The 23478-nt window shown below is 34.3% G+C and carries 22 protein-coding genes and 1 tRNA gene; 5 read left to right on the forward strand and 18 right to left on the reverse strand.

Translation table 11 applies throughout. The features are described 5' to 3' along the window. Positions 1–9 precede the first annotated feature (9 nt). From ACXX80_RS02470 to xrtF, 6 genes are all read right to left on the reverse strand, one after another. Positions 10–2022, reverse strand: coding sequence for a TonB-dependent receptor plug domain-containing protein (locus tag ACXX80_RS02470; protein WP_458551847.1), 2013 nt, complete (start codon positions 2020–2022; stop codon positions 10–12). A 73-nt stretch (positions 2023–2095) separates the two neighbouring features. Next, positions 2096–2497, reverse strand: a complete 402-nt coding sequence (locus tag ACXX80_RS02475) for an HYC_CC_PP family protein (RefSeq protein WP_458551848.1) — start codon at positions 2495–2497, stop codon at positions 2096–2098. 51 nt (positions 2498–2548) lie between these two features. After that, positions 2549–3904 carry an MBL fold metallo-hydrolase gene (locus ACXX80_RS02480; protein WP_458551849.1) on the reverse strand — a complete coding sequence of 452 codons (1356 nt, stop codon included), beginning with the start codon at positions 3902–3904 and terminating at the stop codon, positions 2549–2551. Positions 3905–3941: 37 nt separating this feature from the next. Then, on the reverse strand, positions 3942–4772 hold the full coding sequence (locus ACXX80_RS02485) for an ATP cone domain-containing protein (protein ID WP_458551850.1): 831 nt from the start codon (positions 4770–4772) through the stop codon (positions 3942–3944). 57 nt (positions 4773–4829) lie between these two features. Further along, complete coding sequence (locus tag ACXX80_RS02490; protein ID WP_458551851.1) at positions 4830–5273, reverse strand: exosortase F system-associated membrane protein; 444 nt, start codon at positions 5271–5273, stop codon at positions 4830–4832. Then, on the reverse strand, positions 5251–5799 hold the full coding sequence (xrtF, locus tag ACXX80_RS02495) for an exosortase family protein XrtF (protein ID WP_458551852.1): 549 nt from the start codon (positions 5797–5799) through the stop codon (positions 5251–5253). The genes ACXX80_RS02490 and xrtF overlap by 23 nt, the downstream gene beginning before the upstream one ends. Positions 5800–5874: 75 nt before the next feature. Here xrtF and ACXX80_RS02500 point away from each other — a divergent pair, with 75 nt between their 5' ends. From ACXX80_RS02500 to rpe, 5 genes are all read left to right on the forward strand, one after another. After that, positions 5875–6342 carry an XrtF-associated fRMsr-like GAF protein gene (locus tag ACXX80_RS02500; RefSeq protein ID WP_417950487.1) on the forward strand — a complete coding sequence of 156 codons (468 nt, stop codon included), beginning with the start codon at positions 5875–5877 and terminating at the stop codon, positions 6340–6342. Between the two features lie 100 nt (positions 6343–6442). After that, positions 6443–6709, forward strand: coding sequence for a 30S ribosomal protein S15 (rpsO, locus tag ACXX80_RS02505; protein WP_113634840.1), 267 nt, complete (start codon positions 6443–6445; stop codon positions 6707–6709). A 150-nt stretch (positions 6710–6859) separates the two neighbouring features. After that, on the forward strand, positions 6860–8995 hold the full coding sequence (locus ACXX80_RS02510; RefSeq protein ID WP_417950488.1) for a polyribonucleotide nucleotidyltransferase: 2136 nt from the start codon (positions 6860–6862) through the stop codon (positions 8993–8995). A 165-nt stretch (positions 8996–9160) separates the two neighbouring features. Next, positions 9161–10024: a sigma-70 family RNA polymerase sigma factor gene (locus tag ACXX80_RS02515; RefSeq protein WP_007137700.1), complete on the forward strand. Its 864-nt coding sequence runs from the start codon at positions 9161–9163 to the stop codon at positions 10022–10024. 485 nt (positions 10025–10509) lie between these two features. Next, a complete protein-coding gene (gene rpe, locus ACXX80_RS02520; RefSeq protein ID WP_458551853.1) occupies positions 10510–11172 on the forward strand; it encodes a ribulose-phosphate 3-epimerase in 663 nt (220 codons plus the stop codon). 25 nt (positions 11173–11197) lie between these two features. On the opposite strand, the gene ACXX80_RS02525 is transcribed toward rpe, so the two are convergent. From ACXX80_RS02525 to mraY, 12 genes are all read right to left on the reverse strand, one after another. Beyond that, positions 11198–11461 carry a zinc-dependent peptidase gene (locus ACXX80_RS02525; RefSeq protein ID WP_458551854.1) on the reverse strand — a complete coding sequence of 88 codons (264 nt, stop codon included), beginning with the start codon at positions 11459–11461 and terminating at the stop codon, positions 11198–11200. Then, complete coding sequence (locus ACXX80_RS02530) at positions 11401–12000, reverse strand: zinc-dependent peptidase (protein ID WP_458551855.1); 600 nt, start codon at positions 11998–12000, stop codon at positions 11401–11403. Before ACXX80_RS02530 ends, ACXX80_RS02525 begins: the two co-directional genes overlap by 61 nt. A gap of 83 nt (positions 12001–12083) precedes the next feature. Beyond that, positions 12084–12157: transfer RNA gene (locus ACXX80_RS02535), tRNA-Arg, on the reverse strand. A 71-nt stretch (positions 12158–12228) separates the two neighbouring features. Then, positions 12229–12678, reverse strand: a complete 450-nt coding sequence (locus tag ACXX80_RS02540) for a GatB/YqeY domain-containing protein (RefSeq protein ID WP_458551856.1) — start codon at positions 12676–12678, stop codon at positions 12229–12231. A gap of 273 nt (positions 12679–12951) precedes the next feature. Next, positions 12952–14886 carry a cell division protein FtsZ gene (gene ftsZ, locus ACXX80_RS02545; protein WP_458551857.1) on the reverse strand — a complete coding sequence of 645 codons (1935 nt, stop codon included), beginning with the start codon at positions 14884–14886 and terminating at the stop codon, positions 12952–12954. A 54-nt stretch (positions 14887–14940) separates the two neighbouring features. After that, on the reverse strand, positions 14941–16326 hold the full coding sequence (gene ftsA, locus ACXX80_RS02550) for a cell division protein FtsA (RefSeq protein ID WP_458551858.1): 1386 nt from the start codon (positions 16324–16326) through the stop codon (positions 14941–14943). Between the two features lie 6 nt (positions 16327–16332). Further along, positions 16333–17055, reverse strand: coding sequence for a cell division protein FtsQ/DivIB (locus ACXX80_RS02555; RefSeq protein WP_458551859.1), 723 nt, complete (start codon positions 17053–17055; stop codon positions 16333–16335). Further along, on the reverse strand, positions 17042–18391 hold the full coding sequence (gene murC / locus ACXX80_RS02560; RefSeq protein ID WP_458551860.1) for a UDP-N-acetylmuramate--L-alanine ligase: 1350 nt from the start codon (positions 18389–18391) through the stop codon (positions 17042–17044). Before murC ends, ACXX80_RS02555 begins: the two co-directional genes overlap by 14 nt. A 37-nt stretch (positions 18392–18428) precedes the next feature. Then, complete coding sequence (gene murG, locus ACXX80_RS02565; RefSeq protein WP_458551861.1) at positions 18429–19517, reverse strand: undecaprenyldiphospho-muramoylpentapeptide beta-N-acetylglucosaminyltransferase; 1089 nt, start codon at positions 19515–19517, stop codon at positions 18429–18431. Between the two features lie 30 nt (positions 19518–19547). Continuing rightward, positions 19548–20834 (reverse strand): FtsW/RodA/SpoVE family cell cycle protein, encoded by a 1287-nt coding sequence (locus ACXX80_RS02570; protein ID WP_458551862.1) that lies wholly within the window; start codon positions 20832–20834, stop codon positions 19548–19550. 75 nt (positions 20835–20909) lie between these two features. Next, the gene (gene murD, locus ACXX80_RS02575) at positions 20910–22241 is read right to left on the reverse strand and encodes a UDP-N-acetylmuramoyl-L-alanine--D-glutamate ligase (protein ID WP_417950504.1); all 1332 of its coding nucleotides are present in this window, start codon (positions 22239–22241) and stop codon (positions 20910–20912) included. A 1-nt stretch (position 22242) separates the two neighbouring features. After that, positions 22243–23472 carry a phospho-N-acetylmuramoyl-pentapeptide-transferase gene (gene mraY / locus ACXX80_RS02580; RefSeq protein ID WP_417950505.1) on the reverse strand — a complete coding sequence of 410 codons (1230 nt, stop codon included), beginning with the start codon at positions 23470–23472 and terminating at the stop codon, positions 22243–22245. Positions 23473–23478 lie beyond the last annotated feature (6 nt).

Consider the following 23478-nt stretch of genomic DNA (forward strand, 5'->3'; position numbering starts at 1 on the left):
TTTTTAAGATTATTTAATTTTAAACCGTAAACCCGCATAATACATTTGTCCAAAAACTGGACCATAAACTATTGATGCGTCAAAAGTAGGTCCAAATGGGTTTTCATTACCTAATATAACATTGTCCTGTTTGTAATTCCCAATATTTTCTCCACCAATGTATATTTCAAAAGTAGAAGAAAAAGTTCTGGTAACCTGGACATTCATTACAGAAAATGACGGCGAAAATTCAGGCAATCTGTCTCCTTCAGGATTAGTTGAAGTATTGGGTAATTGTTGTTTGCCGAGCCAATTGAAAGTATAATCAAACTTCCATTGTTTTCCCTTATCTAAAATATGTGTTTCATATCCTAAATTCCCAAAGAAACGATGTTTTGCCTGTAAAGGTCTTTGATAAGCTCCTGATAAATAATCTGTTTGAATATCATAGAATTTGTAAGCTGTTCTCAAATTAAAATGCTTTTTCAGTTCATAATTAAACTCTACTTGCAAACTATTCGCATACGACTTCCCTTTTAAGTTATAAAACAAAACCTGTTGTGGACTTTGTAATACATCAACAACAGCTTGATTTTGAAAATCGGTTCTGTAGAAATCAAAACCAACATCAGCACTTTTACCAAAAAATAAAAAACCCTGCATAAAACTAACTCCGTAATTCCATGCAATTTCAGGATTCAAACCGTATATTTTCCCATTGGTATCTAAAAAATCAAAGGTTCTTGAACTTGCCAAAAGCTGTTGATTTTCGGCAAAAACATTTGCGCTTCGCTTCCCTCTTCCTGCCGAAAATCGCAAAACTCCTTTCTCCCAAGGATTGTAACGCACATGTAATCTTGGCGTAGCAAAAGTCCCCAAACGATTATGATTGTCTATTCTACCACCAAGAACTACGCTAAAATTATCCGTATTATCATACGTATATTCGAAAAAAGCACCCACCGAATTATCAATTCTGCTGAAATCATTCACATTGACAAACTCACCGTATTTATCATACGTGAAGTTCAAACCCGTTGAAAATTTATGCTTCGTATTATTGATAATTGAATTAAAAATCAGGTTCGAATAATAACTTTTTTGTTTAATATTATATTGGTTTAATCCAAAATAAGAATTTTGTTCATGGCTATTGAAAGCATTTTGAAAACCAATACTCTGATAGGGCATATCCGGAAAAACATATCCTAATTTAGTGGAAACATCAAAACGTTCTGTATTAATTTCGGAACCCCAATAATTAGTTGTTCCCTTATCCCTATCCGGATCAAAATTTAATTCTCCTGTTTGTTTTTGATCATTCATATACCGGAAGTTGATGAAACTCACCCACCCTTTTGCAGCGTTGGTATATTGCCAACGATTTAAAACATTGATTTGTTTTGCTAATGGATTGTCTAGAAAACCATCGTCATTCATATCGTTTTTTGAAACTCTGGTATTTCCGTGAACAAAAAGACTACTGCTCCATTTATCAGAAATCTTCTTGTTAAAATGGGTATTTAATTCAAATCGGGAATCTGTTGAACCATAGAAATTCAGAAAAAATGGAATATCGCTGATTGGCTTTATTAATTCGGTATTAATTTGTCCTGAAATACTTTCGAAGCCATTGACTACACTTCCGGCACCTTTGGTAATTTGGATACTTTCTACCCAAGTTCCCGGCGTAAATGACAATCCGTAGGCTTGAGAAGCCCCACGAACCGAAGGAATATTCTCCTCCGTAATCATTAAATAAGGACTTGTCAATCCTAGCATTTTTATTTGTTTCGTTCCCGTCAATGCATCCGAAAAATTGACATCAATTGAAGGATTTGTTTCGAAACTTTCTGCCAGATTACAACAAGCAGCTTTGAGTAATTCTTTGCTTGTAAGTGTAGTAGTATTAGCCGTCAGGCTATATGATTTTTTTAAACTTTTACGGTCATTCTGCACTTTAATCTCCTGCAAAGTATCTTGCGAAAACGAATTAAAACTACAAAACAAGAACAATAAAAGTATTGAAATTTGTTTTTTCATGATAGATTTTTAATGTTTAAAAAAAATATAAAACCACAAAAAATGTGATTTAACTTTTATAGAAACATCGAAACTACGCGTAGAAAATATATTGGTGGTATAATTTAAAAAAAGGAGGGGCATTTGCATCGCAGTAATACGAAGTAATTGAGTCTTTTTTAAAATTTGAAACAAATAAAAACACCGAAGGATTCCATTCATTCGTTAGAAATATAAAATGCGAATGAAAAGAAACTGATTTTTGAATTAAATCATCTGTTTTCTTTTGAAATTTAACCTCTTTATCTTTGCAACAATGAGATTTTTTTTCAACTACTCCACAACAATCTTTTTCAAAATTCTGATCCTGAGCAGGCGTTTTAAGAGTAACCGAAGTAATATCATTACCGCAATAACGAACATTAAAAGCTAATCCCATATTGGAAACCAATACGAAAAAAGCAAGAAGTAAACTTATATGTCTGTTAAATTTCACCTTGCAAAATTAGTGATTTTATCACCTCAAAAAATCAAATTCCTGAAAAATTTACAACTCAAACTCCTGTCCCATTAAAGGAACTTTACAATCAAAACCATACTTTTCCTGAATTTTTATCCGAAGTTCATCCATCGGCTGATTTTCTCCATGCACGAGAAAAACTCTTGTAGGTTTATTTTCCAATTCGGACAACCAATTCAGCAAATCCTTTTGATCTCCATGCGCTGACAAACCTTGTATTTCAAGAATATTTGCTTTTACAGAATAATAGCGACCATGAATTTTAATTTCTTTCGCACCTTCTAATAATTTTCGTCCACGCGTTCCTTCGGCCTGATAACCTACAATAATTACGGTAGTTTCCGGAAGACTAATATAATGTTCGAGATAACCCAACACTCTTCCTCCAGTTACCATTCCGCTTGCTGCAATCACCACTTTAGGATGCTGATCAAAAATTACTTCAATTGTTTCCTGATAATCAGAAACTAATGAAAACATTTTACTCATTTCGGCACATTCTTCAAGCGATAACTTGTGCCATTTCTTATTATTGGAAAAAATATTCAGTGCATTAATTCCCATTGGAGTATCAATAATATAAGGAATATTAGGAATTCTATCTTCTTTCCTTAGCTGCCACAGCAAATACATTATGGTTTGGGCACGCTCTACTGCAAAACTCGGAATAATAATCGTTCCGCCTTTCTCAACCGTATTGTTGATATAAGTTTCAAGTTCTAATTTAGTATCTGTATGAGGATGCAGTCGATCACCATAGGTACTTTCGAGAAAAACATAATCGGCTTTTTTGGGTTTGGTTGGCGGATACATCAACACATCGTCATCCCGACCAATATCGCCCGAAAAAACTAAGGTCTTATTCTCAAGTGTTAAAGCAATGCTGCAAGCGCCTAAAATATGTCCCGCATTAGTGTAAACAGCTTCAATTTGGGCATCTAAAGGAAAAGGCTCATTGGCATTAATTACTCTAAAAAATGGAAATACTTTTTCAGCTTGCTCTACCTTATAAAGTGGTTCCGCAATTTCATGTTTCGAATATTTTCCTTCATTCGCTTTTTTAGCCTCTTCTTCTTGAATTTTAGCACTATCCAGAAGAATGAGTTTAGTAATATCTTTTGTGGGACTTGTGCAATAAATTTTACCTTCAAAACCCTGATTTACCAACCTTGGCAACCAACCACAATGATCTAAATGAGCATGAGTAAGCAAAACAAAGTCTATCGTGGATGGCAAAATGGGCAAAGGTTCCCAATTGAGTTCCCGCAAAGGTTTAATTCCCTGGAACAGCCCACAATCTATCAAAATCCGAATCCCATTACTTTCAATTAATGTTTTAGAGCCAGTCACTGTGCCTGCCCCACCAATAAATTTAACTTTCATTTGATTTGAATTTAAAATTAAACGATTTAACATTATTTTAAATATAACGGCATAATTCCGTTGCCTCTTTCAATACGTTTTTTATACGGTTGGGGCTTAATCCTATTTTTTCCAAACTATCCGCATGGTTTATTATTTCTTTTACCAAGATCACATCTAATATCAATAACTTATCTTTTTCTGCTATTGACAATGTAGTTAAACAAGTTACCGGATAAAGATAATGCGTGTCATTTTTAGTTTTTAAATTATTGTCTACCGGGTAATTCCAACTTAACAAACTCAATCCTGAACATTTTGCAAAATCGACAGCATCAGTTGTAAACCTATTGTTTGTGACGATCCAACAATTTGAAATAACATCTTTTTTTTCAAAAATAACATGTTGCCTTTCCTTCAAATCATTAAAACGAGACAAAATATACATAGGAACTTTCACATCAGAAGCGGCATCTCTACCCACATGGTATTTACATTCAATCATGGAAATATTCTCATTTTTCTTTACTAAAACATCAATTTCATGCATCACACATTTGCCCTGCAAAGTCATATTTGTTATCGTTTGATATTCTTCCGTAGCAAAAAGACGGGCTATGTATTTTTCAAAAAAGAAACCTGCAGGACCTAACAATCGTATCCCTTCTCTTAAATTGTAACGCGCTGCATGTGAATTAGCCGTTTTTTTTAATAATGAAAAAGCCATTTTATAAATTTGCTTGGTAGAAATCCCCTCATACATTTGTTTTTTTATAGCATGAAGTATGTTGTCGACCGCAATAGTGCTTGCTCCGGATTTTAAAAGTGATTTTTTAAGTTTATCAGAATTAAATTCGACAATATCTCCAGAATGCTTGATAATTTTCATAGCCTTATCGATTTAATAAACAGACACTTAAACCTACATAAAGATAAAGAAAAAAGACTACTTATATTGTTTTTGATAATAAAATCCCGGAACAAATAATAAGACAAAAATAGGCTGAATCAAAAACCTGCGAACATAAAATAAAACCCAATTACTATGTTCATTCGCAAAGTAGACTATGTAGAAAAAAGCAATAATTAAAATCATGAAGAAAAAATAATACAGGACGAATGCAAATTTAACCATCGCTAGATCTTTGAAAAGGATATAAATAATCCCCAGTGAAACAGTTGTATTCAATGTATAACGAAACAATAGTCCTAAAAATAATTGGGCTGAATTGAAACTTGGCAATCTTAACTTGGTAAAATCTTTTTTAAAAAAATCAAGAAAGGGATCATAGAACAACTGATTTTCGAAAGCGCGAACAAGCACTAATAATACAACCAAAAAAAGAAATTGTACGAACCTCAGTTTGTTATTTAATATCTTTTGAAGCATATCTTGAAAATTTACGAACCCAAATTAACCACAACATAAAAACTACACCATAAATGTATAAAGGAAAAAGGACTCCGTGTAAAAACGGTTCTTGTTTTGGGAAATAAAAAATCAGCGCACTTAAAGCCGCTATTCTCAAAACATTCAACACATAAATAAGCAGGCTTCCGCCAAAGATAAAAAACAGTGTTGTTTTTAGCTTTCCTGAAAAAGCAACCACAAATGAAATGAACAAGACAATTACACTAATCGCATTACAGCCTTCAACAATTCGGGCAACGTATTTCTGATTGTAAAACAACTTCATATAAGGATGCCCATCACTTTCCTCAATTGAAGATCCGTTATTGAAAACTTGCAACACTTGCTCCGTATTTTTACTCACCATTCGTGTAATAACATCTATTTTATTTTCGTCAAAACCATTAAGATAGCGCTGGTACAAAAAAGTCAACACAATGTAAGTCAAAAAAAAGGTTGCCAGAAAAAGCAAAAAAGGTTTGTAGAGAATAAAATATTTTTTCAAAATCTATTTTTTAACAAATTTATGTAATTTTTGAAACTGGCTTTAAATACTTTTGTATAAATAAAAATTAAAAATATGACATTTCAAGAATTACAACCAAAAGTAACCGAAATCACATTAAATACAACTTTGTCAAGAGACGAAAAACTATTAGCTGTTTGTCAATTGCTTAGCGACTCCATTTCCTATTACAATTGGGTTGGATTTTATTTTGCAAATCATGAATCTAAAACATTGCACTTAGGACCTTATGTAGGAGCAGAAACAGATCATACTGTAATCCCTTTTGGAAAAGGAATTTGTGGACAAGTGGCAGTTTCTAACGAAAACTTTGTAGTTCCTGACGTAGCGGCACAAGACAATTATATCGCTTGTAGTTTTACTGTAAAATCAGAAATAGTAGTACCACTTTTTGTAAATGGAGAAAATATAGGACAAATTGATATTGACAGCCATGTCTTAGATCCTTTTACTGAAGATGATGAAAAATTCTTGGAATTTGTTAATCAGGAAATTGCGAAGTTATATATTGATTTAAAATAATTCACAATTCATAATTCATAATTCATAATTATTTTTTACTTTTGCACCCGTTATATAATAGATATATGACATACATAAAAATCATTAAACAAATATTGGAATGTATTTAACTAAAGAGATTAAAGAAGAAATCTTCGCTCAACACGGAGAAAAAACAAACACAGGAAAAGCTGAAGCGCAGATTGCTTTATTCACTTTCAGAATTAGCCACTTAACTGAGCACTTGAAAAAAAATCGTCACGATTATAACACAGAGCGTTCATTAGTATTGCTTGTAGGTAAAAGAAGATCTTTGTTGGATTACTTGAAGAAAACAGAAATCAACAGATACCGTGAAATTATCAAAGTATTGAATATCAGAAAATAATCAATATAAAAGAGGTGCGAAAGTGCCTCTTTTTGTTTTTATACACAATAATAAAAAAAGTTTGGTTTTTCATTGGGTTTTAGGCATTAACTACGCAAAACAACAACTACAACACAACTAGAACCCATGTTTAACTAATAAATTAAATTTATGATTCCACAATTATTTGTAGAAAGTATCGATTTAGGTGATGGCAGAAACATCACAATCGAGACAGGTCGTTTAGCCAAACAAGCGGATGGATCTGTAGTAGTAAGAATAGGTAAAACTGTTATTTTAGGAACAGTTGTATCTTCAAGAAAAGCAAGTCCAGGTATCGACTTTTTACCACTTACGGTAGATTATCGTGAAAAATTTGCTGCAGCAGGACGTTTTCCTGGTGGTTTCTTCAAAAGAGAAGCGCGTCCAAGCGATAACGAAGTACTAACAATGCGTTTAGTAGACCGTGTATTGCGTCCACTTTTCCCAGATGATTATCACGCAGAAGTTCAAGTGATGATTCAATTAATGTCTTATGATGAAGATGTGATGCCAGATGCATTAGCAGGTTTAGCCGCTTCAGCAGCATTAGCTTTATCTGACATCCCTTTCGAAACTTTAATTTCTGAAGCTAGAGTTGGAAGAATTGATGGTAAATTCATCATCAATCCAAGTCGCGCACAATTAGCATTATCTGATATTGATATGATGATTGGAGCTTCTATGGATTCTATCGCGATGGTAGAAGGTGAAATGAAAGAAATTTCAGAAGCAGAAATGTTAGAAGCAATTAAATTTGCACACGAACACATTAAAAATCAAATTGCTGCTCAACTACGTTTGCAAGCTGCTTTTGGAAAAAAAGAAGTTCGTACTTACGAAGGAGAAAAAGAAGATGAGGCTATTTATGCTAAAGTAAAAGCAGCATCTTACGATAAAATTTATGCTATTGCAAGTAAAGGTTCTTCAAAACAAGAACGTACTGCTTCATTTGCAGAAGTAAAAGAAGAAGTAAAAGCATTATTTACAGAAGAAGAATTGGCAGAAAATGGCGATTTAGTTTCTAAATATTTTTACAAAACAAACAAAGAAGCGGTTCGTAACGTAACCCTAGATTTAGGAACACGTTTAGACGGAAGAAAAACTACAGAAATCAGACCAATCTGGTGTGAAGTAGATTATTTACCATCTGTACACGGATCAGCATTGTTTACACGTGGAGAAACTCAAGCTTTGGCAACGGCAACTTTAGGAACATCCAGAGAAGCAAACCAAATTGACTCTCCATCAGAACAAGGTGAAGAGAAATTCTACTTACATTATAACTTCCCTCCTTTCTCAACTGGTGAAGCTCGTCCATTAAGAGGAACTTCAAGAAGAGAAGTAGGTCACGGAAACTTAGCACAAAGAGCATTAAAGAACATGATTCCTGCTGATTGTCCTTATACAATTCGTGTCGTTTCTGAAGTATTAGAATCTAACGGTTCGTCTTCTATGGCTACAGTTTGTGCTGGAACATTATCATTAATGGATGCTGGTATTCAAATGATTCGTCCAGTATCTGGGATTGCAATGGGATTAATTACTGATGGAGAACGTTTTGCTGTATTGTCTGATATTCTTGGTGATGAAGATCACTTAGGAGATATGGACTTTAAAGTAACTGGAACTTCAGTAGGAATTACAGCTTGCCAAATGGACATCAAAATAGACGGTTTGAAATATGAGATTATGGAAGCAGCATTGGCACAAGCTCGTGACGGTCGTTTACATATTCTTGGAAAATTAATCGAAACTTTAGCTGAGCCAAAAGCGGATGTTAAAGCATATGCTCCAAAAATCATTACAAGAACAATTCCTGGTAACTTTATTGGTGCTTTGATTGGACCTGGTGGAAAAGTAATTCAAGAATTACAAAAAGCTACTGGAACAACTATCGTAATCAACGAAGTAGATGAGCAAGGAGTTATCGAAATCTTAGGAACGGATCCTGCTGGAATTGAGGCAGTATTGGCTAAAATTAAGTCAATCACTTTCAAACCACAAATGGGAGAAGCTTACGAAGTAAAAGTAATCAAAATGCTAGATTTTGGTGCAGTTGTGGAGTACCTTGACGCTCCAGGAAATGAAGTATTACTTCACGTTTCTGAATTGGCTTGGGAAAGAACAGAAAATGTTGCCGATGTAGTAAATATGGGTGATGTATTCATGATTAAATATTTAGGTTTAGATCCTAAAACTCGTAAAGAGAAAGTATCTAGAAAAGCCTTAATGCCAAGACCTCCACGCGAGGAGAAAAAAGAGTAATCAATTCTTAGTTTACTAAAGGTTTATTTATAAAAAATTCCGTTTCATGTATTTGAAACGGAATTTTTGCTTTAAATTAAATTATTTTAGAAACTATTGTAACTTTTTAGTAACTCCATACGTATAATCATTTGTACACTTAAAAATTGAGGAGACAAAAAAAACATGAGACAACTAAAAATCACCAAGCAGGTAACCAATCGTGAAACTGCTTCATTAGACAAGTATTTACAAGAAATTGGAAAAGTTGACCTTATTACCGCTGACGAAGAGGTAGAATTAGCACAAAAGATTAAAGCCGGTGACCAGAAAGCATTAGAGAAATTGACAAAAGCCAATTTACGTTTCGTGGTTTCGGTAGCAAAACAATATCAAAATCAAGGGTTAACACTTCCCGATTTGATTAACGAAGGAAATTTAGGATTGATAAAAGCAGCACAACGTTTTGATGAAACACGTGGTTTCAAATTCATCTCGTATGCAGTTTGGTGGATTCGTCAATCTATCTTACAAGCATTGGCGGAACAGTCTCGTATCGTTCGTTTGCCTTTGAACAAAATTGGTTCTATCAACAAAATCAACAAAATGTACGCTTTATTAGAGCAATCTAACGAGCGACCACCATCTGCTGAGGAAATTGCAAAAGAACTTGACATGACCGTAAATGACGTAAAAGAGTCTATGAAAAACTCTGGTCGTCACCTATCAATGGATGCGCCACTTGTAGAAGGAGAAGACTCCAACCTTTACGATGTATTACGTTCAGGTGAATCACCAAATCCAGACAGAGAATTAATCCACGAATCATTACGTACTGAAATCGAGCGTTCATTAGAAACGTTGACTCCAAGAGAGGCTGATGTTGTACGTTTGTACTTTGGTCTTGGCGATCAACACCCAATGACATTAGAGGAAATTGGAGAAACTTTCGACTTAACTCGTGAGCGTGTGCGTCAAATCAAGGAAAAAGCAATCCGTAGATTAAAACACACTTCAAGAAGTAAAATACTAAAAACGTATTTAGGATAATACAGTCAAATGCTACAAAGTCAAAAATCATATCGTCCAACAACAGTATGATTTTTGACTTTCAGCTTTCGACTAATAAGTAACGACGGTCTGATTAACTGTTCGTTTTTTGATTGATGATTGAAACTCCGGCTGATTACCGGAGTTTTGCTTTTTTCAGCAAAACTCCAGTCTGTTCGCATAAATGCTCGAGTTTTCCGGAGTTTTATTTTTTAATCTAAATTCATTTCAGATTCCCTTGAAGCTATTCCCTTTTTATAATGATTTGGGCGTAACCCTCCGTAAAAACTTCGGGTCGGGCTTTCGGCTTTATCTCTCCGCTACGCTACGAGGATACCGCCTCTATCCCTTACGCGATGTAAGGACAATTCGCTAGTCGTATCTACAAAAAAACTTTCGCCAATTGCTGCAAAAAAACTACTTTTGCACAAACAACACAAACTGTAAAGATGTACTGCAGTTCATCTCTACATAACAACTACACAATGAAGAATACACTTATTGCACCATCAGTGCTTGCTGCCGATTTTGGAAACCTACAACGCGACATCGAAATGATTAACAACAGTGAAGCCGATTGGTTTCATATTGACATCATGGATGGTGTTTTTGTACCAAACATTTCTTATGGAATGCCAGTTCTGGAAGCCATCAACCGCCATGCAAAAAAAACAATTGACGTTCACTTGATGATTGTGGATCCAGACCGTTACATTAAAACTTTCGCTGAATTAGGTGCTAATATTCTAAGTGTACACTATGAAGCTTGCACGCACCTTCACAGAACGCTACAAGCCATCAAAGCGGAAGGAATGAAAGCTGGAGTTGCTATCAATCCACACACTAATATTGACTTACTGGAAGATGTAATCAATGACATTGATTTAGTTTGTATTATGAGTGTGAATCCAGGTTTTGGAGGACAATCTTTTATCGAAAACACGTATGCTAAAATTGAAAAACTAAAAGCTTTAATCACTAAAAAAGGCGCAACTACTCTCATTGAAGTTGATGGTGGTGTTACCAATAAAAACGCCAAACAATTAGTAGAAGCTGGAGCAGATGTTCTTGTAGCTGGAAGCTATGTTTTTAAAGCGGAGAATCCAACGCAAACGATACAAGATTTAAAGAAGCTAACAAACTTCTAAAAAAATGGCGCTTTAAGCGCCATTTTTATTTTAAATATTCTTCTTTAAAATTAATCATTCTTGAAATATGTGCATATAGTTCTGGATGCTCCTTTATGAAAACATGGGGAGTTTCAAAAAAATGCTCCAAGATAACCGATAAAAATTCGAATTGATTTTCATAAGCATACAATCTAAAATAATCTGTTCGAGTTAACTCGTTATTCAAAACCGGATCGCTGTAATATTTTATAACTTCATTGAATTCATCAAAAAAGATAATCGCACTTGGATCATATTTCTTAAGCAATGGAAATGCATCACATGAGAGAACTCATGTAGACCCAGATTAATATTATCATTTGAGGTTAAATGCCCTAATAAAAAATCTTCCCACGAAAAAACTATTGCTTTCATTCTAGGATTAAATTCTCCTTTATGATACGCTTGATTCACGGTAGAAAAATAACTGGAAGGATAAATTATTATTTTATTGAATATCGTAACAAGATAATTTCTCATCCCAAAAGTTAACATCACATACGTTCCCGCACTCAGCATTCTCATTTGTTCTGTAATAACAGTTTCCTTTCCTATAAACTCATATCTAGCGATAAACTCATTTATCCGATGTTCAAAATACACTTTCCTCTTTGAAGAAAGCCTATTATAAAACGGAAAATCATTTACTAAAATCTCGCGTTGACTTGGTTTCAATTTATTAGAAAAAGGATGAATATATAGTGGCTTATTAAAAAATAAAATATAAGCTGGTTCCACTACTCTAAAAATTAAAAGCAGAAGAAATAATATTCCAAAAAGCATCGAAATGAAAATTTGTAATGACATATGTTACAACTGCTATAAAATAAAAATGCTTCAAAATAATTTCAAGGAAACTTGATTTTTTTGAAGCATTTCAATTTGTGTTGTGGCCGCGACAGGGTTCGAACCTGCAACCCTCAGAGTCGAAATCTGATATTCTATCCAGTTGAACTACGCAGCCATTTGATTTTAGATTACTGATTAACGATTTTAGATTTATGAACTAAAATCGTTAACCTTGAATCCAAAGATTTATGTCAATAATTTTTTAACTATTGTAGAAATAGTTTTTCCTTCGGCTGTTCCTCCTAATTGAGCTGCTGTTAATCCCATCACTTTTCCCATTGAAGCAATTCCTGCTGCACCAGTTTCTGCAATAATTTTTGCAATCACTGCTTCTACTTCAGCTTCACTTAATTGTGCCGGTAAGAATTTTTCTATTACTGCAATTTGAGCCAATTCTGGTTCAGCTAAATCCAAACGGTTTTGCTCTGTAAAAATTCTAGCACTTTCCTTACGGGTTTTTACCAATCGCTGAAGTAATTTAACCTCGTCATCTTCCGTTATTTCTTCTTTTGATCCTGATGCAGTTTGGGCTAATAGGATTTCAGATTTAATAGCTCTTAAAGCTTCTAATGCAACTGTATCTTTGGCTCTCATGGCGGTTTTCATTTCGTCCATGATTTGTACTGATAAACTCATATTCTTTGTTGTTAATTTGGTTAATCGATTGCTTGTTGAATCGATTGTCTAAATACTATTTTGAAAACGATTCTGTTCTGCTCCAGTCCCGACACTTCGGGAGTAGAAAAAACATTTTTGATAAAAAGCTTGAAACGACAGCTAGATTAAGGCCCGACAAAATTAAAAAAATTTACTGTAATTAACAATAGATTGCTTTGTTGCCCAAAACGACAAAAAAATAACCCGAAAATTAAATGAATTTTCGGGCTACCTCATTTTGGTTTGAGTTAGTTAGTCTACATTGTCATGTAAATACGAGTTGTTAGAACGCAACTGCAAATCGTTGTTGCTGTCTGTTCCCACAGATATTCTCGAATTTGTATTATTGGCTTGATTGTTTGAGATGTCTATTCCCAATCTTTTGTAAGCCGGTTCTTTTTCATATTCATCAATTTTAGAAACATTATTATGAAACTTATAATTGAATTCTTTTAATTTTTTTCTTCTTTCATCAGCTCTCATTCTCAATGATTCCTCAATTGTCATTTCCATAGGAGAAACAGCATCAAAGTCAACAGGTGTATTTACTGACGTATCTACTTGTTTCATTGTGATGTTTAATTCCGCCGGAACAACAACTTCTGGAGTTTTAGCAACTGGCTTAGCCATAAAATCATGTTCTGGCTCCATATACTCTTCAAGAGAATATTTGATAATTCCATTATCACTCAATTCTGTTACTGGAACAAATTGAACCGCTTCGTTTACTTTGATATCACGAGTTTCACTTGTCAATTCAAACATTACTTTGTTTTCCTCAACTTGTGCTACCGGTTCTGCTTTGAAAAGTGGTAAATCAAAAGAGAAAGTCGTTTGCTCTTGTCTTTCGATAACTTTTGGCTGAACTGCTTTTACTTCCGCTACTGGAGATGAAATTGTAAAATCAATATCAGTAATAGGAGAAACAATTTCAAAAGTCACGTCCAAATTTTTAATAAACTCAGACATTACCATCAATTCTTCTTTATTAATAGTTGGTGACGTTACCACTGGTTCAGGAGCAACAACCGTATCTTCTAATAAATCAAAAACTATTCTTTCGTTTGAATTTGAAGCTGGTGATTCTGTATTTAAATCAAAAGCTGCAACCGTTTTATTACTTAGATTATGAACACTTCTTTGTTCATCTTCTAATGTGTGTATAATTTTTTTTGGCTCAGTATTTACGATCTCGTTTTGTTGTTCAATATCAAAACCTGTAGCAATAATGGTAACTGCAATAGCATCTCCAAGTGATTCGTCTTCACCAACCCCCATGATAATATTTGCATTATGCCCTGCTTCAGCTTGAATATGATCATTGATTTCTCCAATTTCGTCAATTGTAATTTCATTAGTTCCAGAAACGATAAGCAACAATACGTTTTTGGCACCAGTAATTTTATTATCATTTAACAATGGAGAATCTAAAGCAGCAACAATTGCTTCCTTAGCTCTATTTTCACCAGAAGAAACAGATGATCCCATAATAGCCGTTCCACTGTTATACAACACTGTTTTAGCATCTCTTAAATCGATATTTTGAGTATAGTGATGCGTAATTACTTCGGCGATACCTCTTGAGGCTGTTGCCAAAACTTCATCCGCCTTTGAAAATCCAGCTTTGAAACCAAGATTCCCGTATACTTCTCTTAATTTATTATTATTGATAACAATTAACGAGTCGACTTGTTTGCGTAATTTTTCAATACCAATTAACGCTTGTTCCTGACGTACTTTCCCTTCAAATAAGAAAGGTAATGTCACAATCCCTACAGTAAGAATGTCTCTTTCTTTAGCCAATTGTGCAATTACAGGTGCAGCTCCAGTTCCTGTTCCACCACCCATTCCAGCAGTGATGAATACCATTTTAGTATTTCTATCCAACATTTTTTCAATCTCGGAAATACTTTCAATAGCGGATTGCTGTCCTACATCTGGGTTAGCTCCAGCACCTAGTCCTTCAGTCAAATGCACTCCTAACTGAATTTTATTAGGCACAGAACTGCTCTGTAAGGCTTGAGAATCCGTATTACATACGATAAAATCTACGCCTTTAATTCCTTGTTTAAACATGTGATTTATAGCGTTACTTCCGCCTCCACCTACACCAATAACTTTTATTACATTTGATTGGTTCTTTGGTAAATCAAATGAAATACTTCCAAATTCTGAGTTGCTCATCATTTTATTTGGTTTTTGATATTTATTATTAATTATTGTGTTTTTCTGGGCACTGCCCTATTCTGCATTATCTAAGAAATCCTTAATCTTATCTACATAACGGTCAAAGAAATTTCTTTGTATCCTGTTTACAGTAGAATTATGCTTCTCATTTAAGTTTTGCTCCTCTTCTTCTTCCTCTTTCTCTGCTATTTCATTCACTACCGGATTTTGAACTACTGGCTGCCTGTATACCGGAACTTTCGGTTGTTCTATAGCATCCATTCTTACCGCACTTTGTGTTTTATTCTCAATGCTTTTCATTACTAATCCTACTGCAGTTGCATACAAAGGACTTGAAATTTCCTCATCTGAATTCCCAGCTAAATGTTCGTTTGGATATCCAATTCTAGTATCCATCCCGGTAATATATTCCACTAACTGTTTGATGTGTTTCAATTGAGCACCACCACCAGTAAGTACTATTCCTGCAATTAATTTTTTACGAGGATCTTCGTGTCCGTAAGCTTTCACTTCCGTGAATACTTGATCCACAATTTCCACAACACGAGCATGAATTATTTTAGACAGATTTTTCAAAGAAATCTCTTTTGGCTCTCTACCTCTTAATCCTGGAATAGAAACAATCTCGTTGTCTTTATTTTCTCCTGGCCAAGCTGATCCAAATTTCACTTTCAATAATTCAGCCTGCTTTTCAATGATCGAGCATCCTTCTTTGATATCATCAGTAATTACATTTCCTCCAAAAGGAATTACCGCTGTGTGGCGAATAATACCATCTTTGAAAATAGCCAAATCTGTTGTTCCACCACCGATATCGATAAGCGCAACTCCAGCTTCTTTTTCTTCCTGACTCAAAACGGCATCAGCCGAAGCCAATGGTTCTAATGTCAAGCCTGACAATTCTATTCCTGAACTTTGAATACATCTACCTACATTACGAATCGATGAAGCTTGCCCTACTACAACATGAAAACTAGACTCTAATCTTCCACCATACATTCCTATAGGTTCTTTGATTTCTGATTGTCCGTCAATTTTAAATTCTTGTGGCAAAACATGTATAATTTCTTCGCCAGGTAACATTGCCAATTTATTCACTTGGTCAATCAAAAGCTGAATATCGTTCCCTCCAATTACTTCTTCGGGATTGCTTCTGCTGATGTAATCTGTATGTTGAATACTACGGATGTGTTGTCCCGCAATTCCTACTACTACGTCTTTTATTTTATAACCTGAATTATTTTCGGCTTCTTGAATCGCTTGCTGTATTGATTGTATGGTTTGAGTGATGTTATTTACAACGCCTCTAGCCACACCTAAACTTTTAGATTTACCTACACCTAAAATTTCTAGTTTCCCATACTCATTCTTCTTGCCTATCATGGCAACTATTTTAGTTGTCCCAATATCTAGACCTACTGCAATATTCTCTTTTTCCATTATCTATTATTTAGTGCAAACTACTTGTTCCGTAAATCGGAGGTCAATTTTTTTATATTTATACAACGAACTATCTAAAACCGCTTTTTGAAAAAAAGCTTTATAATTCCTGAATTTAAGCTCCACATTTATTATTCTACCAAAATCAATTTGATAATCAAAATTTCTATTGAGCATTTTTAAGCTTCCATTAGGCATAATTTGAATTCCGATGATGTTTTTTTTCAAAAACGCATCGTCATAGATTAAGCGAAATAAATCGGATAAATCTTCGTTATTTTTTTTATTTATTCCCCCTGAAACAAGTGGAACTCTCGCTGTAAAATTAGTTGACAATGGCATTCTATTTCCTTCGTAATCAATATAAAAAGAACCATTATTGTCAAAAACTCTAGCAATAGGAGTTTTTTGTTTCACCACTGCTTTTAACACCCCATCAATACTCACAAATACATCTGATTTTTCAATCATTTCTTGTGTATCGAGAGTTGTTTCCAGTTTATTCAAATCTAAATTAACTTTTTGAATGCTTGATGCATCTTTTTTATTTTCTATTAACAATTTATTAACCGTTTCTTGCTTTACAAAAGGAGCGTTATCTCCTACAAAAATAACAACAGATTTAGTCAATTTTCTATTTTCATTACGATTTGACGTAAACGAAAACAGAAAAATTACCAACCCAAACATCAGTATTAATCGAATATTTGTCCAATTAAAGAGTTTCATTTATCGCTTTTTTAATTGATGGTACTAATTCTCCAATATCTCCTGCTCCAATTGTTACAATAATAGCTGCATCACTAGCTAAAATTGTGGCAATCAAATCGTCTTTAGCTACTATTTTTTTATGACTATTGGTCATTTTATCCATCAGCCATTGTGAGTTTATTCCTTCCATAGGCAATTCACGGGCCGGATAAATATCCAGTAAAATTATATCATCAAAAGCTGATAAACTTTTGGCAAAATCATCCGCAAAATCTCTCGTTCTACTAAACAAATGGGGTTGAAAAATCGCCAGAACTTTTTGGTTTGGATACAATTCTCGAACCGCCTGATGTACAGCATTTATCTCCGTTGGATGATGTGCATAATCATCAATATAAACCTTGGCTTCTGTTTTAATCTGATAAGAAAATCTTCTTTTTATTCCCTTAAATGAAGTAATGGCTCTTGCAATGGCATCGGTTGGGGTGCCGAATAATTTTGCCATTGCGACAGCCATTAATGCATTCATTAAATTGTGTCTTCCTGGCAAGCCAAAATGCAAATCTTTGATTACTTCCGTAGGCGTTTGCACATCAAAAACATAGCTGCCATTTCCTATTCTAACGTTAAAAGCTTTGAAAACCGCATCTTCGTTTACAGCACAGGTTACACCTTCTAGTGGCAATTCTTTAGTTATAAAAAGATTGCTCTTATCTTCTATTTTTGAAGCAAATTCAAGAAAAGATTCTTCAATCGCTTCACTGGTTCCGTAAATATCCAAATGATCCGCATCCATAGAAGTTATGCAGGCAATATTAGGGTGCAAATGCAGGAACGAACGATCAAATTCATCTGCTTCAACAACAGTTATTGTTTTTCCGCTTCCTATTAAATTAGAATTATAATTCTCCACAATTCCACCAATAAAAGCAGTAACATCAGCTCCACTTTCGTTCAAAATATGTCCTAAAATTCCTGATGTAGTTGTTTTTCCATGTGTTCCGGCAACGGCAAAACAAAAAGTATCTTTTGTAATTATCCCTAGAACCTCAGCTCTTTTTTTAACTTGAAAATCTCTCTCCAAGAAATAATTCCACTCTAAATGCGTCTTTGGAACAGCCGGTGTAATAATCACCAACGTGTTTTCTATGTAAAAATCTTTAGGAATTGCATCAATGTTGTCTTCAAAATGAATTGAAATTCCACTTGCTATTAATTCATTGGTAAGAGCCGATGGTGTTTTATCATAACCTGAGACGTTTTTGCCCAGGTTCTTGAAATAACGAGCCAAATTACTCATCCCAATGCCTCCGATTCCGATAAAATAGACGTTATGTATTTGATTTAAGTTCATTTTATTTTGAGTCTTTGGTATATTATCTTTTTTATTTCTATCTAATTAGCTTTACAATTTCATCAACAATTTGTTTTGTTGCTTCTGGCATAGCCAATAATTTTATGTTATCACTCAGCTGATTTTGCTTTCCTTGATCTTTCAGTAAGACTTCAAAAACAAGGCCGAATTGTGAATCAAGTTCGGATTCTTTCAACATTAAAGCTCCTTTTTTATCGACTATGGCTTGCGCATTTTTAGTTTGATGATCTTCGGCAACATTTGGGGACGGAATAAAAATTACCGGTTTGCCCACAATGCACAACTCCGAAACAGATGAGGCACCAGCGCGAGAAATAACAACATCTGCCGCAGCATACACTAAATCCATTCTTTCAATAAAAGCAACTACCTGAACATTTGTGGAATTATATTTTTTGTAATCTTCTAAATACAACTTTCCGCATTGCCAAATCACCTGAACATTTTGAGCAAGTATATTGGCTAACTCTTTTTCGATTAATTGGTTTACTCTTCTCGCTCCAAGGCTTCCTCCAAGAACCAATAATGTTTTTTTATTTGGATCTAATTTAAAATATTCAATCGCTTCTTCTCTTTTGCTTTCGATGTCAATTAAATCCTGACGGACTGGGTTTCCAGTCAAAATCATTTTCTCTTTTGGGAAAAAGCGTTCCAGATTTTCATAAGCAACACAAATTTTATTCGCCTTTTTACTCAACAGTTTATTGGTAATTCCCGGAAAGGAATTTTGTTCCTGAATCACTGTTGGAATTCCTGCAATTGCGGCTACTTGTAATAACGGGCCACTTGCAAAACCTCCTGTTCCAATAACCACATCTGGCTTGAACTGTTTAATTATTGTTCTGGATTTTAATAAGCTTGAAAGCAACTTAACTGGAAAAAGAGCATTGTCAAATGTCAGTCTACGCTGTAATCCTGAAATCCAAAGTCCTTTAATATTATACCCTGCCTGAGGTACTTTTTGCATTTCCATTTTGTCTTTGGCACCTACAAAAAGAAATTCCGCATCAGGAAAACGAGATTTTAATTCATTTGCAATAGCAATTGCAGGATAGATATGTCCTCCCGTTCCGCCACCACTTAATATGAATTTATACTGTTTCATTGTTATTAATTTCTAATTTTCAAAAACGACTTATTTATTTAAAACCGCATCCATTGGATTCTTAGCTTTATCTTCAATCGAATAATTCTCAGCCACAACCTGTTCCTCTTCTAATTCCCTGTCAATTAATTTTTGAAGTGCTTCTTCTCTTTTGGCAGTATCTTTCATTTCTTGGGCAATTTCTTCTTCTTTTTTCGTAACGCTAATGATAATCCCAAGTGCAAAACAAGTCATCCAGATGGAACTTCCTCCACTACTGATTAAAGGCAATGTTTGCCCAGTAACAGGTAATAATTCAACTGCAACTGCCATATTAACCATTGCCTGAAATATCATGGGGAAACCCAATCCCACAACTACTAATTTACCAAACAGTGAATTGGCTTTATGCGATGCTATTACAAATCGAAACAATAACAATAAATACAACGTCAACACTCCTAAACCACCTATAAGTCCATATTCTTCAACGATTATGGCAAAAATAAAATCGGAGGAAGATTGAGGTAAAAAGTTCTTTTGAACACTTTTTCCAGGACCTAATCCATATATCTTACCCGAGGCTATCGCAATTTTAGCCTTCTCTATTTGATAATCATCTTCATCGGGTTTATCACTTGTAAAATTATCAATACGACTGATCCAAGTATCGACACGGTTAGGAAAAGCATCCGGAAAAGCTTTAGCAACAAGGATAAAAAATGCAAGAAAAACTATTCCTGAACCTACTATAATTCCAATATAACGCAAAGGATATTTCCCAATGAAAACCAACATCAGCACCATAGAGAATATTAATGCCGTAGTAGAAAAATTGGCTGGAAGAATGAATACCAAAGTAATGAATACCGGCAACCAAAGCTCCCAAATAGAAGATTTAAAAGAAATAGGAACTTCTCTGGTTTTAGACAAATAACGCGCTACAAAAATAAACAACACCATTGCTGCCAATGTTGAAGTTTGAAACGTAACCCCTATAAATGGCACCTGAATCCATCGACTGGCATTGGCACCAGCAATAACGGTTCCCTTTATTAATGTGTAGGCTAATAATACCCAAACAATATACAACGCTCCTTTAGAAACAGCTTTGAAATAGTGATAAGGCACTTTATGGACCATAAAAATAATGGTAAAACCAATACAAATATGCACGATATGCTTAACCAAATAGCCTAATGTATTTCCGTTTCCTTGACCGATGTAAGCCAAATTACTACTAGCACTAAAAACAGGCATAAATGAAAACAAGGCCAATAAGGCCACGAATGACCAAATCCCTTTATCTCCTTTTAAATTGTTGACTAGTTGTTTCATTTTTTATTTGTTTAAAGTTTCATTTTGTTTAAAGTTTAAAGTTGCTCAACCTTAAACTTTAAACATTAAACTTTTCTATAAATTCTTAACTGCTTGTTTGAATTGTTTTCCTCTATCTTCGTAGCTTTCGAATAAATCAAAACTGGCGCAAGCAGGTGACAATAAAACTGTATCCCCTTTTTCTGATAATCGTTGTGCCATTTTCACAGCATCATTCATGTTATCCACTTCAATCATAATGTCTACAACATTACCAAAAACATCAATTATTTTTTTATTATCCACGCCAAGGCAAATAATAGCTTTTACTTTCTCACGAACTAATGACATCAATTCGTTGTAATCATTTCCTTTATCAACACCTCCTACTATCCAAACCGTAGGTGTATTCATGCTATCTAAAGCAAAAAAAGTAGCATTTACATTAGTTGCTTTTGAATCATTAATGTATTGTACATTTTGAATTTTCAAAACTTTTTCAAGACGGTGTTCTACTCCCTGAAAATTAGATAAACTTTCACGTATTGTAGATTTTCTAATCTGCATCAATTTTGCCACAGAGGTTGCTGCCATTGCGTTTTTCATGTTATGTTTTCCTTCTAAGGCAATATGTTCCGTGTCCATTGTAAACTCTTCTTGATTGATTGAAATTTCCATTTTGTTGTTTTTTATATAAGCTCCTTCGCTGAAAGTTTTTGTCAATGAAAAAGGAATTAATTTGGCTTTTGTTGTATGTGTTTTAAACCATTCTGCAATGGCCTCGTCATCGGCATCATAAATGAGGTAATCTTCCTCAGTTTGATTCATCGTAATTCTAAACTTTGCATCAATGTAATTTTCATATTTGTAATCGTATCGATCTAAATGATCTGGACTAATATTTGTAATAATGGCAATATGTGGCTTAAAATTTAAGATTCCGTCTAATTGAAAACTACTCAACTCCAGCACATAAGAATCGTATTTATTATCTGCTATTTGCCAGGCAAAACTCTTTCCAATATTCCCTCCCAGTCCTATATTTAATCCTGCTGATTTTAGCAAATGATGCGTAAGCATTGTTGTAGTTGTCTTTCCATTACTACCGGTTATCCCTATTATGGTTGCATCTGTAAAAGGTGCCGCAAACTCAATTTCTGACAATACTGAAATTCCTTTTTCTATAAGCTTCTTCACTATTGGAGATTTATCTGGAATTCCGGGACTTTTCATAACTACATCAGCATTCAAAATCAAATCTTCGGTATGCTTTTCCTCTTCCCAAGCTATTCCATTAATGATAAGAACCTCCTTGTAATTCCCTTTTATCTTTCCAAAATCAGATACAAAAACTTCATATCCTTTTTTCTTACCCAGAATAGCGGTTCCAACACCACTTTCTCCTCCACCTAAGATCACTAGCCTCATACTATCTCAATTTTAAAGTAACAATTGATAATATGGCCAGCATTATGGCAACAATCCAGAATCGCGTTACTATTTTACTTTCATGATAGCCTTTCTTCTGATAATGATGATGTAAAGGCGACATTAGAAAAATTCTTCGGCCTTCGCCAAAGCGTTTCTTGGTATACTTAAAATAACTTACTTGTAAAACCACCGATAAATTTTCGACAAGGAAAATTCCGCACAATAAAGGAATCAACATTTCTTTTCGAACGGCAATTGCCAAAACAGCTATAATTCCACCAATAGTCAAACTTCCTGTATCACCCATAAAAACCGATGCCGGATACGAGTTATACCAAAGAAATCCGATCAATGATCCCACAAATGCGGCAATAAAAACCGTCATTTCCCCCGAATTAGGGATGTACATAATATTCAAATAATTGGAAAAAATTATATTCCCAGAAACGAATGTAAATATTCCTAATGCCAGAACTGAAACAGCAGAAGTCCCAGCGGCAAGTCCATCAATACCATCCGTTAAATTAGCACCGTTAGAAACTGCCGTTATAATAAAAATTACAACCGGAATAAAAATCAACCAAGCCCATTTTTCATATCCCTCACCTGTCCAAGCCAATAATTCAGCATAGTCAAATTCATTATTTTTAAAGAACGGAATTGTCGTAGCAGTAGATTTTTCTTCAACGGGCGCAGGCAAAATCACGGTTTCTGTTGGCACTCTAAAAATATCTGATGTAGAAGTATCCGTACGAACCGTTACACTAGGACTAAAATAAAGAACAGTTCCTACTATTAAACCAAGACCTACTTGTCCTACAACTTTGAATATTCCTTTTAAACCTTCTTTATCTTTCTTAAAAATTTTAATATAATCATCTATAAAACCAATTGTCCCCATCCAAAGTGTGGTTACAATCAATAAAACAATGTAAATATTATGCAGTTTTGCAAAAAGTACAACTGGAACCAGAGTGGCAAATATGATAATTAAGCCTCCCATTGTTGGCGTACCCGCTTTTTCGTTCTGACCTGCTAAACCAAGTTCACGAACGGTTTCCCCCACTTGTTGTCTTTGCAAAAAGCGTATGATTCTTTTTCCATAAATTGTAGACAATAACAAAGAAAGCATCAATGCTAACGCAGATCTAAAAGTGATATATTGAAAAACACCTGTTCCTGGAACATCTAATATTTTGTCTAAATATTCAAATAAGTAATACAGCATATTTTT

Source organism: Flavobacterium sp. GNP002 (genome assembly GCF_054343795.1).

Coding starts and splice junctions, on each gene's coding strand:
- ACXX80_RS02470 (WP_458551847.1), bottom strand. CDS start 2,022: ATGAAAAAACAAATTTCAATACTTTTATTGTTCTTGTTTTGTAGTTTT.
- ACXX80_RS02480 (WP_458551849.1), bottom strand. CDS start 3,904: ATGAAAGTTAAATTTATTGGTGGGGCAGGCACAGTGACTGGCTCTAAA.
- ACXX80_RS02485 (WP_458551850.1), bottom strand. CDS start 4,772: ATGAAAATTATCAAGCATTCTGGAGATATTGTCGAATTTAATTCTGAT.
- ACXX80_RS02490 (WP_458551851.1), bottom strand. CDS start 5,273: ATGCTTCAAAAGATATTAAATAACAAACTGAGGTTCGTACAATTTCTT.
- ACXX80_RS02500 (WP_417950487.1), top strand. CDS start 5,875: ATGACATTTCAAGAATTACAACCAAAAGTAACCGAAATCACATTAAAT.
- rpsO (WP_113634840.1), top strand. CDS start 6,443: ATGTATTTAACTAAAGAGATTAAAGAAGAAATCTTCGCTCAACACGGA.
- ACXX80_RS02510 (WP_417950488.1), top strand. CDS start 6,860: ATGATTCCACAATTATTTGTAGAAAGTATCGATTTAGGTGATGGCAGA.
- ACXX80_RS02515 (WP_007137700.1), top strand. CDS start 9,161: ATGAGACAACTAAAAATCACCAAGCAGGTAACCAATCGTGAAACTGCT.
- rpe (WP_458551853.1), top strand. CDS start 10,510: ATGAAGAATACACTTATTGCACCATCAGTGCTTGCTGCCGATTTTGGA.
- ACXX80_RS02530 (WP_458551855.1), bottom strand. CDS start 12,000: ATGTCATTACAAATTTTCATTTCGATGCTTTTTGGAATATTATTTCTT.
- ACXX80_RS02540 (WP_458551856.1), bottom strand. CDS start 12,678: ATGAGTTTATCAGTACAAATCATGGACGAAATGAAAACCGCCATGAGA.
- ftsZ (WP_458551857.1), bottom strand. CDS start 14,886: ATGATGAGCAACTCAGAATTTGGAAGTATTTCATTTGATTTACCAAAG.
- ftsA (WP_458551858.1), bottom strand. CDS start 16,326: ATGGAAAAAGAGAATATTGCAGTAGGTCTAGATATTGGGACAACTAAA.
- ACXX80_RS02555 (WP_458551859.1), bottom strand. CDS start 17,055: ATGAAACTCTTTAATTGGACAAATATTCGATTAATACTGATGTTTGGG.
- murC (WP_458551860.1), bottom strand. CDS start 18,391: ATGAACTTAAATCAAATACATAACGTCTATTTTATCGGAATCGGAGGC.
- murG (WP_458551861.1), bottom strand. CDS start 19,517: ATGAAACAGTATAAATTCATATTAAGTGGTGGCGGAACGGGAGGACAT.
- ACXX80_RS02570 (WP_458551862.1), bottom strand. CDS start 20,834: ATGAAACAACTAGTCAACAATTTAAAAGGAGATAAAGGGATTTGGTCA.
- murD (WP_417950504.1), bottom strand. CDS start 22,241: ATGAGGCTAGTGATCTTAGGTGGAGGAGAAAGTGGTGTTGGAACCGCT.
- mraY (WP_417950505.1), bottom strand. CDS start 23,472: ATGCTGTATTACTTATTTGAATATTTAGACAAAATATTAGATGTTCCA.